The sequence below is a fragment of the Actibacterium sp. genome, from assembly GCF_041584535.1.
Lineage (GTDB): Bacteria > Pseudomonadota > Alphaproteobacteria > Rhodobacterales > Rhodobacteraceae > Actibacterium_D.
In genome coordinates this window covers 1-13,307 of sequence record NZ_JBFHDW010000036.1, presented here as the reverse complement: position 1 = coordinate 13,307, position 13,307 = coordinate 1, and the positions used below count along the sequence as shown (strand labels likewise).

Below are 13,307 nucleotides of genomic sequence, written 5' to 3'. Positions count from 1 at the left end.
CGACCGCTGGCGCAGCGGGTCGTATACGGTCAGCATGGTCAAAGGCCCGGAATGGGGTGGCGGCCTGCCCAGCGGATTTGGCGATTTGCTGGAATACCGCCTGCAAAGCCAGATCATCGCGCCGGCCAGCCTGACCGCGCCGGCCAAGAATGACCGCCGCTATGCCGGGGTTCTGTCCTTTGGCCTGCATACGCATTTCTCGCCGGGGCTGGTCGATTTCGCGGTCGGGGGCGATCTGGTCGCCGTCGGGCCGCAAACCGGCATTTCCGGCTTTCAGGAATGGGCGCACAGCGTTCTGGACGCACCGTCGCCGCAGCCCGCGACCTCGAACCAGATCGGCAACGCGGTCTATCCCACCGCCGTTGCCAGCGCCACGATGCCGTTCTCGCTGGGCGGCACGATGACCTCGCGCCCGTTTGTCGAGGTTCAGGCCGGGGCGGAAACGCTGGTCCGCGTTGGCGGAGACCTGATCTTTGGCGATATGGGCCGTGGCGATCTGATGGTCCGCGATGGCATCACCGGGCAGCTTTACAACACCACCCACAGCGCCGAAAACGGCGTGTCTTTTCTGTTGGGCGGCGATGTCGCCTATGTCGCGCATTCGGCCTATCTGCCCGCCTCGCAGGGCTATGACCTGACCAATGCGCGCAGCCGCCTGCGGGCAGGCGTCAATTGGGAAGGCAGCACATTCGGGGTGTTCTATGGCATGACATGGATGGGCAAGGAATTCTCGGCCCAACCCGAAAGTCAGGTGCTGGGCACGCTGAACCTGCGCTTCAGTTTCTGATCCACGGCCCGCATCGGGCGGCGAATCACAGAATTGCCAAAATGAAGAACCCGTGCTAACGTCCTGCCAATAAAAAAAGATATCGAGGCAGGCATAGGTATGGAAACGGGCTTTCGTGGCACGTTTGTCATTCCCTGGTCGCAAACAGAAGTAGACGGGGTGCGGGCAGCACCTTTAACCGCTTTGGCCGTTGGTTCGGTCTGGCGGCGCGTGGGGCAAGCCACGCGGCTGGATGGTCCTATGGATCTTCTGCTGTTGAAAGATGCGCGGGGGAAGGCAGATCTTCGCAAGCGGGTGGCGAAAAGTGTGCACCGTCTGGTGGGCGCGGCGCTGGACCCGCTGAAAACCATTCATGATCAACCCGACACCGATTTGCCCGATCGCGGCTTCGTGGTGACCGATGGCCGCCACAGCTTTACCGCGACCGAGGTTCCGGTGGGCGAGGGGCGTCCGCCGCTGTTGATGTTCGTCGATGAATTGCCGCCGCAGGATGTGGATCTGTGGGTGGTTCGGGTGCTGGCCGAAGACGTTGCGCCCAGCCCGCGCCACTCCGACGCAAGCCGGGTGATCTGCTTTGCGGCTGGCACGATGATCGACACGCCGCAAGGGCGGCGCCCGGTGCAGGACCTGCGCGAAGGCGATTACCTGACGACGCTGGACGATGGCCCGCAGCCGGTGCTGTGGACCGGCAGCCGCACCATGACCGGCGCCCGCCTGTTCGCCATGCCGCATCTGCGGCCGATCCGCGTGCGGGCCGGGGCGCTGGGCTTTGGCCGACCGGACGAGGATCTGATCGTCTCGCCGCGCCACCGTTTGTTGATCAAGGGCCGGGCGGCGCAGATGCTGTTCCAGACGCCCGAGGTTCTGGTTGCCGCGCAAGACCTGCTGAACGACCGCTCGATCACGGTCGATTACAAGCTGCGCTCGGTGACCTACGTGCATATCCTGCTGGAGCGCCATCAGGTGATCTTTGCAAATGGCGTCGAAGCCGAAAGCTTTCACCCGGCCCATACCTCGCTGGACACGATCGCACCGGATCAGCGCGCCGGTTTGTTGGAGCGCTGTCCCGGCATCGACACCGACCCGTTCCTTTACGGCGGTTTCGCGCGGCGCAATCTGAATGCCTCGGAAGCGGCGATATTGCAGCATTAGGACGGCCTGCGGCATTGACTCTGCAAGATCGGGCTGTATAAGCCCCGCATCCCGGCCCGCAATGGCCGGGTTTTCATTGGTGTTGGTGGCCCTCGCAAGGGGATGCCTGTCTCCCGGAAACGGGAAAGGACAACGCCCTTCATAGACGCCGCAAGGCGTCGCCCTAAGAAGGAGTTCAGCCGTGACCAAACGCACGTCTGCCAAGTATAAAATTGACCGCCGGATGGGTGAAAACATCTGGGGTCGCGCCAAATCCCCGGTTAACCGTCGTGAATACGGCCCCGGCCAGCACGGCCAGCGCCGCAAAGGCAAACTGTCGGACTTTGGTATCCAGCTGCGCGCCAAGCAAAAGCTGAAGGGTTACTATGGTGACCTGACCGAGAAACAATTCCGCCGCATCTATGGCGAAGCCGAGCGCGTCAAAGGCGACACCGGTGAAAACCTGATCGGCCTGCTCGAGCGCCGTCTGGACGCCGTCGTGTACCGCGCCAAATTCGTGCCGACCATCTTTGCTGCCCGTCAGTTCGTGAACCACGGCCACGTCAAGGTGAACGGCAAGCGCGTGAACATCCCCTCGTACCGCGTCCAGGAAGGCGACGTGATCGAAGTGCGTGATCGTTCCAAGCAACTGGCTGTCGTTCTGGAAGCCGTGCAACTGGTCGAGCGTGACGTGCCGGATTACATCGAAGCCGACCACTCGAAAATGACCGCCACCTTCACCCGGACCCCGACCCTGTCGGACGTGCCGTATCCGGTGATGATGGAACCGAACCTGGTCGTGGAATTCTACGCGAAGAACTAATCTTCGCCGATCCACAACGATTTATGGGAAGGCCCGCCATCTGGCGGGCTTTTTCATTTCTGCCGGGCGATGTCGCGCAGCGAGGTAAAGAATGCCTGCACCTGTGCGGGCAGGGGGCCGGTCAGGAACGCGTCCAGCGCGGCCGTGCTCCAACCCTCGGTTGGGATCAGCGCCGCGATCAGATCGCGGTGGCGGGCGGCCTGTGCGTCGTTCAGCGGCAGCGCCTCGGCGGCGCGCAGCATTGCCAGCAGGTCATGCACCTGCCGCAGCGCGCGAAACGCTTCGATCATCGGTTGCGCCAACTTGGGCTGATCCTGCCATGACTGGCCGCCGAACAGCTCCTGCGTCACGCGCTGACCGGCGCCCTGACAGCCATAGCCGACACAGCCAGCAAAACCCTTGGCGGTCAGATCGTTATGGATCGAACAGGCACCGCCCGGCCCAAGGTTCGGGCAGGGCAACCCGGCGGGCTTGTCGATGGCGAACATGTCGCCCCGGTCAAAGGCCAGCGCCAGACAGCACAGCGCCGCGCAGGCGCTACAGTCATGGGTCAGCTGGGGCCATGTGGTCATTCGCGGGTTCCTTTGCCTTGCTCTTCCCGCAAACCGGCCTGCCAATCAACCGTTTCCACCGGCTTTTTCGCAACAGCCAGCGCGCGCCCGCATGTTTCCATCTGGCATTGGCGATGCGCGCTGGGTATTGAAACGACAAACAGGAGTGGACCAATGTCTGACATTACGCCTCAGCCGGGGATTATGGAGATCAAGCTCTATCAGGGCGGGCAGTCTCATATCGCGGGCAAGACCGATGTCTTGAAATTGTCGTCGAATGAGAACCCGTTCGGCGCTTCGGACAAGACCAAAGAGGCCTTTGCCCGTTCGGTCCACAAGCTGCATCGTTATCCCAACACTGACCACGCCGCGCTGCGCACCGCCATTGCCGAGGTGCACGGGCTGGACGCGAACCGGATCATCTGTGGCGTTGGCTCGGATGAGGTGCTGCAATTCGTGGCCCATGCCTTTGCCGGTCCGGGTGACGAAATCATCCACACCGAACACGGCTTTTCGATGTATCCGATCCTTGCGCATATGGTCGGCGCGACCCCGGTCTGCGTGCCCGAGCGCGAGCGCACCGTCGATGTCGATGCGATTCTGGCGGCTTGCACCGAGAACACCAAGATCGTGTTCATCGCCAATCCGGCGAACCCCACCGGCACGATGATCGGCGGGAACGAGGTCGCGCGTCTGGCCGATGGCCTGCCCAAGGGCGCGATCCTTGTGCATGACGGTGCCTATACCGAATATGTCGAAGGTTTCGACGGCGGCGCCGGTCTGGTTGAAAGCCGCGACAATGTCATCATGACCCGGACCTTTTCCAAGATCTACGGTCTGGGCGGGTTGCGGATCGGTTGGGGCTATGGCCCGCAGGAATTGATCGACGTGATGACCCGTATCCGTCAGCCGTTCAACCTGTCGGAAACCCAGATGGCCACCGCCGAGGCCGCAGTGCGCGATGTCGAATATGTCGAGAAATGCCGCGCCGAGAACACCCGGATGCGGGCGTGGCTGGCCGAGGCGCTGGCGGAACTGGGCGTGCCCTCGGACACCTCGACCGCGAATTTCGTGCTGGCCCGGTTCGCATCGGCGGACGAAGCTTTGGCCTGTGACGCCTTCCTGAAAAACGAAGGCATCATCGTGCGGCATGTCGCGGGCTATGGTCTGCCGAACTGCCTGCGGATCACCGTCGGGGACGAGGCCGCCTGCCGCCGCGTTGCCCATGCGGTGCGCACCTTCAAGGGGCAATCGGCATGAGCGTGATCTACAACCGCGTTGCGCTGATCGGTCTGGGCCTGATCGCCGGGTCGATGGCGCATGCCATGCGCCGCGCCGGTCTGGCGGACGAAATCGTTGGCACTGCCCGTTCGGCCGAAACCCGCGCGATTGCCGCCGAGATCGGCCTGTGCGATCGCGTGGTCAATACCGCCGCCGAGGCCGTGCAGGGCGCCGATCTGGTTGTGCTGGCGGTTCCGGTTGGCGCGATGGGCGCGGTCGCGGCTGAAATCGGTCCGCATCTGAAGCCCGGCGCGACGGTTACGGATGTCGGCTCGGTCAAGCAGGCGGTGATCGCCGCTGTGCAGCCGCATATCCCCGAAGGCGTGCATTTCATCCCGGCGCACCCGCTGGCGGGCACCGAGCATTCCGGCCCGCGCTCGGGCTTTGCTGAACTCTTTGACAACCGCTGGTGCCTGATCGTGCCGGTCGACGGCACCGACCCCGCCGCCACCGCGCAGTTGCGCGCACTGTGGGAAGGCATGGGCGCCAATGTCGACGAGATGGACGCCGAACACCACGATCTGGTTCTGGCCGTCACCAGCCACACGCCGCACCTGATCGCTTATACGATGGTCGGCGTCGCCGACGACCTGCGTCGGGTGACCGATAGCGAAGTCATCAAATACTCGGCTGCCGGGTTCCGCGATTTCACCCGGATCGCCGCCAGCGACCCGACGATGTGGCGCGATGTGTTCCTGAACAACAAGGACGCCACGTTGGAAATTCTGGGCCGCTTCACCGAAGAGCTGTTCGCGCTGCAACGGGCGATCCGCACCGGCGACGGCGACCACCTGCACGCCTATTTCACCCGGACACGGGCCATCCGTCGTGGTATCATCGAGGCCGGGCAGGATACTGACGCGCCTGATTTCGGGCGGGTCCATAAAAAGGCCGAGGGTTGAAGCGCTTTGCCGTAATACTCAGCTTTGCCGCCCTTGTGGCGGGAACAGATGCGACCGAGGCCGCGATCCGGCAGTCCTTGGTGCCTAAAGCGCGCCCGCCCTTGGTGGCTGCCAACAAATCCCTGCCACGGCTTTTGCCGATCTTCGGTCCCCCGGCGGATGCCGTGCGCCCGCGCGCCCGTCCGGCAATTCCCGGCGCGCCGGTGTCGCACCGTATGTCATTCTCGATGGCCGCCCATGCCGGTGTCGCCACATCGCTGATGCCGCGCCCGCGTCCGGGCAATAGCGCGCAACCGATCCCCGCCGCCAGCGTCCAGACCCAGCCAAGGGGCGTGACCTCGGGCCCGGTGGGGGCGATCTGTGGCGACAGTTCGATCCGGGGGCGCAAGCTGTCGCCGATCCCCGCTCAGGTGCAGGGTTGCGGCGTCGCGGACCCGGTCGAAGTGACCGAGGTCGACGGCGTGCGCCTGTCTCAGCCAGCGACGATGGATTGCACCACCGCCAAGGCGCTGAAGAAATGGCTGAAGGACGGGGTCAAGCCGGTGGTCGGGCGCAAGGGCGGCGGGGTTGAGTCGCTGTCGGTGGCCTCAAGCTATTCCTGCCGCACCCGCAACAGCCAGCCGGGGGCGAAGATTTCGGAGCATGGCAAGGGCAAGGCGATCGACATTTCGGCGGTCAATCTGAACAACGGGCTGCGGCTGACGGTGGCTGACGATTGGGGCACTGGCGCCAAGGGCAAGATGCTAAGCCAGATGCACAAGGCGGCCTGCGGGCCGTTCGGCACGGTTCTGGGGCCGAAATCGGACCAGTATCATCAAGACCATTTCCATCTGGACACGGCCAGATATCGCTCGGGTCCCTATTGCCGTTAAGGCAGGCGCGGCGCCGGTCCCACGGGCAGGCCCGCTACAAGAACCTGTCCCTGCGCCATCCGCACCGGTAGCTCCAGCGTGGTGCCATCCGGAGACAGCGCCCCCAGCGCCAGCATCAGCCGGGCGCGTTGTTCCTCGGTCATCGGCCACAGGCCCAGCAGCTTGCGCCAATGCGTCGCCCGTAGCGTGGCCTCGCCCGACAAGGCGCCGCTGGCATCCGGGGTCAAGGTGCCGGTCAGGTTCAGGGTCATGTCCGCCCACGTCAGTTGCAGGCTTTTCAGGGTCCAGCTTTGCACCGCCGGCGTGCCGGTCTCGACGCCGGTGCGATCCAGCGGCCGGTCAAAGGTCAGCTCGCTGTTGATCCGCAGCAGGGTCAGAACCGTCGGCGCCTCGGCCCCGAACCCGGCCTGTTGCAGCCACATCACCGGGATATCGAAACCGTCCAGTTCCAGCGCCGCCTCGTGCCGGGTCGGATCGCCGCCGATCTGGCGGATCGCCAGCCGGACCTCTTGCGCGCTCAGGCTCTGGCCGCGCGGCAGGGTCAGCACGGGCTGTTTGATCACCGCGTTGCCATGATCCAGCGCCAGACTGGTGTCGGGCTGAAACACCGCCGAGGCTCGCATATCGCTGGTGGCCAGATCATAGGTCCCGGCATAGGTCTGAAGCTGTTGCCGCTGCGGCCAGACCGCGATCAGGTGGTTGGGTTTATAGCTGAGCGTCAGCACCTGAAAGAACGGCGCCTGCCATGTGACCGCCTTGGACGGCGGCGCAAGCCGCAGATCGCTGAAGCTGGTGTCCAGTCGGCTGGGAAAGCCATTCAGCGCCCGCTTGGAATAGTCCAGCGTCCAGCCCTGCGCCTGCAAAGCCGCGGTGCCCGCATCCAGCGCCCGGTTCACCCCGCGTGCGGCCATGGCCCAATAGCCACCCCACAGCGCGGCGACCACGATAACCAGAACAATCAACTTGCGCATTCCGGGGCCCCTTTCCCTTAGCGTCCTGCTGGTGTTTACAGGGGGCATAGAGAGAGGACCAGAGCAATGCGGCAAGCGGAAATGTGGGTGTTCGGCTATGGATCGCTGATGTGGAACCCCGGTTTCCCGGTGGCCGAGCGTCAGATCGCCCGGCTGGAGGGATTTCACCGCTCGTTCTGCATGCGCTCGATCCACCATCGCGGCACGGTCGAACAGCCCGGTCTGGTGCTGGCGCTGGATGCGGCGGCCGAGGCCTCGTGTCAGGGGTTGGCCTTTCGGGTTCAGCCCGGCACCGAGGATCAGACATTGGCCGAATTGCGCGAGCGTGAATTGATCTCGTCCGCCTATCTTGAGGCCGAACTGGACCTTGATCTGCGCAGCGGCGGTCAGGTGCGGGCGGTGACCTATATCATCGACCCCGATCACGTTCAGTATTGCGGCGGCATCCCGTTGGACGAACAGGCCCGGATCATCGCCCATGCTCATGGCGGGCGCGGGCCGAACAGCGAATACCTGTTCAACACCGCCGGGCATCTGGTCGAACTGGGCATTGCCGATCCGGATCTGGATTGGTTGACAGCCCGCGTGCGGCAGATTCTGACCGAAGCAGGGGCCTGAAACACGCGCCAAGATTGCGTGTTGTGACAGCCCATCGCATCGCCTAGACTTTGGCCAAGAACAACAGGGGTCGGGGCCGTCTGATGGACATCACCGAACGCGAGGCCGAGCCGCATTTTTCGCAACCGGTGCGACAGATTCTGATGATGCTTGTCGTCATTGGCCTGTTCAGCTTTGGCGCCTATGTCGCCTATCCGCGCGTTGCGCCGGTGTTTTTATCCAACCCCTACCTGAACGGCGCGATCCTTTTGGTGTTTGCCGTCGGGGTCGTGGCCTGTTTCCTGCAAGTGCTGCAACTGATCAGCTCGGTCCACTGGATCGAGGGGTTCGCCCGAGACAAATCCGTCCGCGATGGAATGCACGCACCGCGCTTGCTGGCGCCGCTGGCGGCGTTGCTGCGGACACGGGGCGCGCGGATGCAGATCGGGGCCACCTCGGCCGGGTCTATTTTGGATTCGGTGGCAACCCGGATCGAAGAAGCCCGCGACATCACCCGCTATATCGTCAACCTGCTGATCTTTCTCGGGCTGTTGGGCACGTTCTACGGGCTGGCCACCACGGTTCCGGCGGTGGTCGATACGATCCGGTCGCTGGCGCCTTCGGATGGCGAAGGCGGGGTCGAGGTCTTTGGCCGCCTGATGACCGGGCTTGAGGCGCAGTTGGGCGGCATGGGAACGGCGTTTTCGTCGTCGCTGCTGGGTCTGACGGGGTCGCTGGTGGTTGGCCTGCTGGAACTGTTCGCGGGCCACGGTCAGAACCGGTTCTACCGCGAGCTTGAGGAATGGCTGTCGACGATCACCCGGCTGGGGTTCTCCAGCGGCGATGGTGACGGGGCCGAGGTCGGGGCGCTGGCTGGCGGTCTGGAACAGATCGCGGTGCTGCTGGAAACCACACAGGCCCAAAGCGCCGCCGATGCCGCCGCGGCGGACGCCCGGTTCGAACAGCTGACCGGGGTGATCGGGCAACTGGCGCAACGGCTGGACAGCGAAAGCGGTGCCACGGCGACGCTGGACCGCATTGCCGAAGGGCAGGACCGGCTGATCGCCCTGATGACCGACCATTTCACTGAAGACGCCCCCAGCGCCGATGCCGAAAGCCGGATGCGGCTAAGGTCGATGGACGTGCAATTGCTGCGCATTCTTGAAGAAATCTCGGCCGGGCGGCAGGAAACCCTTGCCGAATTGCGCAACGATCTGGCGGTGCTGACACAGGTGCTGCGCCACGCCACAGGGCAGGACGAGGGCCGCTAGATGGCCCTGAACCGGCGGACAGGACAACGGTTTCAGGCCTCGATCTGGCCCGGTTTCGTCGATGCGATGACGGCGCTGTTGCTGGTGCTGATGTTCGTGCTGTCGATCTTCATGATCGTGCAATTCATGCTGCGCGAAACCATCACCGGCCAGAAAACCGAGTTGAACGAACTGAACCTTGAGCTGTCGGCGCTGGCGGATGCGCTGGGTCTGGAACGGCGGCGCGGGGCCGAGATGGAAACCCGGCTGGCGGCGGCCAGAGCCGAAACCGATGCGCAGTCGGCGCTGATTGCCTCGCTGAATGCGCAGGTGGCCGAGGCCCGCGATCAGATCACCACATTCGAAACGCAGGTCGCCGGGTTGCTGGTGCAGCGGGCCGAGATGGAGCAGGCGCTGACGCAGGCCCGCACCGAAGTCGATGCACAGGCCGAGGCCGCACGTCTGGCCGCCGCCCGCCGCGATGCGCTTGAGGCGCTGGTCGCCGATCTGCGCCGCGACGCGGCCGAGAAACAAGCGGCGCTGGGCGGGCAGGTTGCCGATCTTGAGGCCAAGCTGTCCGACGAAGAGGCCGCGCGTCTGGCCGAAGCTGCCGCCGCCGAGGCGCTGCGTGCGCGGCTGCAAGGCGCGACCGACGAATTGACCGCGATGACGCTGGCGCTGGAGGAACAGCGCAAAAAGGCCGAAGACACGCTGACCCTGCTGGCCGCAGCACGGGCCGCCGCCGATCAGGCCGAGGCGCAGCAGCTTAGCGAGGCGGATAAGAACGCCGCTTTGCTGGCGGTGGCGCGGGCTGAACTGGATCAGCAAAAGGCGGTGTCCGAAGCCGGGCAAAGAAAGGTTGAACTACTGAACCAACAGGTCGCGGCATTGCGGGCGCAATTGGGCTCGATCCAGAATTTGCTGGATGCGGCGGCGCAAAAGGATGTGGCGGCCAAGGTTCAGATCGAAACGCTGGGCAGCCAGTTGAACTCGGCACTGGCGCAGGTCGCCAGCGAACAGCGCGCCCGCGCCGTGCTGGAAGAGGCCGAGCGCAAGCGGCTGGAAGCCGAGGCCGAGCGCCTGAAATCCGAGGCGGCCAAGCTTGAGAATTACCGCTCGGAATTCTTCGGGCGCCTGCGCGAGGTTCTGGCCGGCCGCGAGGGCGTTCAGATCGTCGGCGACCGTTTTGTGTTCTCGTCCGAGGTGCTGTTCCAGCCCGGCTCGGCCGATCTGTCGCCCGAAGGTCAGGCCCAGATCGCGCGGGTGGCGGGGCTGTTGCGCGATATCTCGGGCCAGATCCCCGCCAGCATCGATTGGATCATCCGCGTCGATGGTCATACCGACAACGTGCCGCTGTCGGGCAGCGGGCAATATCGCGACAACTGGGAACTTAGTCAGGGCCGTGCCCTGTCGGTGGTGCGCTATATGACCGACGAATTGGGCTTTCCCGCTGACCGGCTGGCGGCGACCGGGTTTGGTGAATATCAGCCGGTGAACCCCGACAATACCGCCGAGGCGCGGGCGCAGAACCGGCGGATCGAGCTGAAACTGACCGAGCGTTAATCAGCGGGTGATGGTCAGCGCCAGCACCCGGCGGTCGATCAGATCATCGCCGCGCCGCAGGTCGATCTGCCCCTGATACAACCCGATCGGCCAGTCGCTGCCGCGATGGCCATAGGCGCGAAACACCTGTGCTTGTGCGCGGTCCAGCGTGAATTCCTGATCAATGACAACGCCATTCGGGCCAAGCAGATGCAGGGTCATCACATCGCCGACCTGAACCCCAAATCCCAAGGCCCACAGCACCAGCGCCGGGCTGTCGGCATGCAGATAGGACGGGGTCGGGGGCGGGGTGGTTTTCAGGGTGTCATAGTCGGGCAAATCGGTGCTCAGCCCCACCGCGATCAACCCGCCGGGGCGATAGTCGATCGGGTGTTGCCACAGGCCGGGGCCAGGGGTGGTGGCGTCGCAGGTGGCGGGCTCGGTCAGGAACGGGTCGATCACATTGCCATTGTGCCGGACCGCCAGATGGACATGCGGAAACTGGGTTTTGCCGCTGAGACCGACCTGACCCAGAACCGTGCCCTTGGTGACGCGCTGGCCGATCTGGACCGCGATGCTGTCCAGCTTCATGTGGCAATATTGGGTTTCCCAGCCGCCGCCATGGCGGATCAGCACGCCATTGCCGCATTCGCGGTCCTCAACGTCGCTGCCGTCAAGGCCGGTGTCGGGCATGCCGTCGCGAGTGGCGGTCACGGTGCCGGGGGCTGCGGCCAGAACCTCGACCCCGGCGCGCATCGCCGCCAGCGAGGGCAGGGCGAAATCGGTGCCCTTGTGGCCGTCATAACTGAGCGTGCCGCAGGTGTAATCGGCGGCGCCGGGACCGGGGTCGCGGTCGACATAGTTCTGGATATAGCAGGTTTCGTTCAGGGTGCAGTCGAGCGGCATATTCAGCAAAAAAGCCCCCGCAGCGGCTGGCGCTGCGAGGGCGATAAGGGCAAATGCCGTGACCCGGATCAATCGGCCGTCAAAAGCGGCGGCTTGCGGGTTGAGATCTGACGCTTGGTCGGTTCCTCGACCCGAAGTTCCAGCTTGTCGTCCTTGACGCCAACATGGACCAGCCCGCCTTTGGCCAGCTTGCCGAACAGCAATTCCTCGGCCAGCGGTTTCTTGATGTGCTCTTGAATGACGCGGCCTAGCGGACGCGCGCCCATCTTGTCGTCATAGCCACGGTCGGCGATCCACGCGGCGGCCTCGGGGCTGAGTTCGATGCTGACGCCGCGATCCATCAATTGCGCTTCAAGCTGAAGCACGAATTTCTCGACCACTTGCAGGATCACCTCTTTCGGCAGCGGCGCGAACGAGATCACCGCATCCAGACGGTTGCGGAACTCGGGCGTGAAGGTGCGCTCGATCGCGGCGGTGTCTTCACCTTCGCGCCGGTCGCGGCCAAAGCCGATGGCCGATTTCGCCTGCTCCATGGCCCCGGCGTTCGAGGTCATGATCAGCACCACGTTGCGGAAATCGACTTGCCGGCCGTTGTGGTCGGTCAGCTTGCCGTGATCCATCACCTGCAACAGGATGTTGAACACATCCGGGTGGGCCTTTTCGATTTCGTCCAGCAGCAGCACGCAATGCGGGTTCTGATCGACGCCATCGGTCAGCATGCCGCCCTGATCAAAGCCGACATAGCCCGGAGGCGCGCCGATCAGGCGGCTGACCGCGTGTTTCTCCATGTATTCCGACATGTCAAACCGCAGCAGCTCGACCCCCAAAGTATCGGCCAATTGCTTGGCGACCTCGGTTTTGCCGACACCGGTCGGACCGGCGAACAGATAGTTGCCGATCGGTTTCTCGGGTTCGCGCAGACCGGCGCGGGCCAGTTTGATCGCGCTGGCCAATGCCTCGATCGCGGCGTCCTGACCGAACACGACGCGCTTGAGCGAGGCTTCGAGGTCTTTCAGAACCTCGGCATCGTCCTTGCTGACGTTTTTCGGCGGGATGCGGGCGATCTTGGCCACCACGGCCTCGATCTCTTTCGCGCCGATGGTTTTGCGCCGCTTGGCAGCGATGACCAGATGCTGCGCCGCGCCAGCCTCGTCGATGACGTCTATGGCCTTGTCCGGCAGTTTGCGGTCATGGATATAGCGCGCCGACAGTTCGACCGCGGATTTGATCGCGTCGGCGGTATATTTGATGTGGTGATGTTCCTCGAAATAGGGCTTGAGGCCCTGAAGGATTTTCACCGTATCTTCGACCGAAGGTTCCGAGACGTCGATTTTCTGGAACCGGCGCGACAGGGCGCGGTCCTTTTCGAAATGCTGACGGAACTCTTTATAGGTGGTCGATCCCATGCAGCGCAGCTTGCCGCCCTGCAACGCGGGTTTCAGCAGGTTGCTGGCATCCATCGCGCCGCCCGAAGTGGCGCCCGCACCGATCACGGTGTGGATTTCGTCGATGAACAGGATCGCGTCCGGGTGCTCTTCCAGTTCCGAGACCACGGCTTTCAGCCGTTCCTCGAAATCGCCGCGATACCGGGTGCCGGCCAGCAGCGCGCCCATGTCCAGCGAGAAGATGGTGGCGCCGGACAGAACCTCCGGCACCTCGCCCTCTACGATCTTCTTCGCCAGCCCCTCGGCGAT

General features: G+C 64.1%; 13 protein-coding genes. 9 read left to right on the top strand and 4 right to left on the bottom strand.

Annotated elements, in window-relative coordinates; translation table 11 throughout:
- The 3 genes from ABYW26_RS03210 to rpsD form a co-directional block, all read left to right on the top strand.
- The coding region (locus ABYW26_RS03210; RefSeq protein WP_372603331.1) for a lipid A-modifier LpxR family protein at positions 1–787 on the top strand (787 nt) is incomplete at its 5' end.
- 306 nt (positions 788–1,093) lie between these two features.
- Positions 1,094–1,939, top strand: a complete 846-nt coding sequence (locus tag ABYW26_RS03205) for a Hint domain-containing protein (protein WP_372603330.1) — start codon at positions 1,094–1,096, stop codon at positions 1,937–1,939.
- Positions 1,940–2,120: 181 nt separating this feature from the next.
- Positions 2,121–2,741 (top strand): 30S ribosomal protein S4, encoded by a 621-nt coding sequence (rpsD, locus tag ABYW26_RS03200; protein ID WP_372603329.1) that lies wholly within the window; start codon positions 2,121–2,123, stop codon positions 2,739–2,741.
- A 53-nt stretch (positions 2,742–2,794) separates the two neighbouring features.
- Here rpsD and ABYW26_RS03195 read toward each other — a convergent pair whose 3' ends face one another.
- Positions 2,795–3,313 carry a hypothetical protein gene (locus ABYW26_RS03195; RefSeq protein ID WP_372603328.1) on the bottom strand — a complete coding sequence of 173 codons (519 nt, stop codon included), beginning with the start codon at positions 3,311–3,313 and terminating at the stop codon, positions 2,795–2,797.
- A gap of 153 nt (positions 3,314–3,466) precedes the next feature.
- Here ABYW26_RS03195 and hisC point away from each other — a divergent pair, with 153 nt between their 5' ends.
- Genes hisC through ABYW26_RS03180 form a run of 3 tightly spaced genes read left to right on the top strand, consistent with a single transcriptional unit; the run spans position 3,467 to position 6,347 of the window.
- A complete protein-coding gene (gene hisC, locus ABYW26_RS03190) occupies positions 3,467–4,552 on the top strand; it encodes a histidinol-phosphate transaminase (RefSeq protein ID WP_372603327.1) in 1,086 nt (361 codons plus the stop codon).
- A complete protein-coding gene (locus ABYW26_RS03185) occupies positions 4,549–5,475 on the top strand; it encodes a prephenate/arogenate dehydrogenase family protein (RefSeq protein ID WP_372603326.1) in 927 nt (308 codons plus the stop codon). Before hisC ends, ABYW26_RS03185 begins: the two co-directional genes overlap by 4 nt.
- Complete coding sequence (locus tag ABYW26_RS03180) at positions 5,472–6,347, top strand: extensin family protein (protein WP_372603325.1); 876 nt, start codon at positions 5,472–5,474, stop codon at positions 6,345–6,347. Before ABYW26_RS03185 ends, ABYW26_RS03180 begins: the two co-directional genes overlap by 4 nt.
- Here ABYW26_RS03180 and ABYW26_RS03175 read toward each other — a convergent pair.
- On the bottom strand, positions 6,344–7,318 hold the full coding sequence (locus tag ABYW26_RS03175) for a DUF2125 domain-containing protein (protein WP_372603324.1): 975 nt from the start codon (positions 7,316–7,318) through the stop codon (positions 6,344–6,346). The genes ABYW26_RS03180 and ABYW26_RS03175 overlap by 4 nt on opposite strands.
- Before the next feature lie 66 nt (positions 7,319–7,384).
- Between ABYW26_RS03175 and ABYW26_RS03170 the strand changes: the two genes are divergently transcribed.
- From ABYW26_RS03170 to ABYW26_RS03160, 3 genes are all read left to right on the top strand, one after another.
- Positions 7,385–7,936: a gamma-glutamylcyclotransferase gene (locus ABYW26_RS03170; protein WP_372603323.1), complete on the top strand. Its 552-nt coding sequence runs from the start codon at positions 7,385–7,387 to the stop codon at positions 7,934–7,936.
- Between the two features lie 83 nt (positions 7,937–8,019).
- A complete protein-coding gene (locus tag ABYW26_RS03165) occupies positions 8,020–9,186 on the top strand; it encodes a biopolymer transporter ExbB (protein WP_372603322.1) in 1,167 nt (388 codons plus the stop codon).
- Complete coding sequence (locus ABYW26_RS03160) at positions 9,187–10,728, top strand: peptidoglycan -binding protein (RefSeq protein ID WP_372603321.1); 1,542 nt, start codon at positions 9,187–9,189, stop codon at positions 10,726–10,728. It begins immediately after the preceding gene.
- On the opposite strand, the gene ABYW26_RS03155 is transcribed toward ABYW26_RS03160, so the two are convergent.
- Together ABYW26_RS03155 and ABYW26_RS03150 are read right to left on the bottom strand one after the other, a co-directional pair.
- Entirely contained in the window at positions 10,729–11,613 is an 885-nt protein-coding gene (locus ABYW26_RS03155) for a M23 family metallopeptidase (protein ID WP_372603332.1), read from the bottom strand.
- A gap of 68 nt (positions 11,614–11,681) precedes the next feature.
- Positions 11,682–13,307 (bottom strand): AAA family ATPase (locus ABYW26_RS03150; RefSeq protein WP_372603320.1); only part of this gene is annotated, 1,626 nt, incomplete at its 5' end.

Bases quoted from the DNA above. Each gene is read 5' to 3' on its own strand.
- ABYW26_RS03175 (WP_372603324.1), bottom strand. From the start codon at position 7,318: ATGCGCAAGTTGATTGTTCTGGTTATCGTGGTCGCCGCGCTGTGGGGT.
- ABYW26_RS03160 (WP_372603321.1), top strand. From the start codon at position 9,187: ATGGCCCTGAACCGGCGGACAGGACAACGGTTTCAGGCCTCGATCTGG.
- hisC (WP_372603327.1), top strand. From the start codon at position 3,467: ATGTCTGACATTACGCCTCAGCCGGGGATTATGGAGATCAAGCTCTAT.
- ABYW26_RS03170 (WP_372603323.1), top strand. From the start codon at position 7,385: ATGCGGCAAGCGGAAATGTGGGTGTTCGGCTATGGATCGCTGATGTGG.
- ABYW26_RS03155 (WP_372603332.1), bottom strand. From the start codon at position 11,613: ATGCCGCTCGACTGCACCCTGAACGAAACCTGCTATATCCAGAACTAT.
- ABYW26_RS03195 (WP_372603328.1), bottom strand. From the start codon at position 3,313: ATGACCACATGGCCCCAGCTGACCCATGACTGTAGCGCCTGCGCGGCG.
- ABYW26_RS03165 (WP_372603322.1), top strand. From the start codon at position 8,020: ATGGACATCACCGAACGCGAGGCCGAGCCGCATTTTTCGCAACCGGTG.
- ABYW26_RS03185 (WP_372603326.1), top strand. From the start codon at position 4,549: ATGAGCGTGATCTACAACCGCGTTGCGCTGATCGGTCTGGGCCTGATC.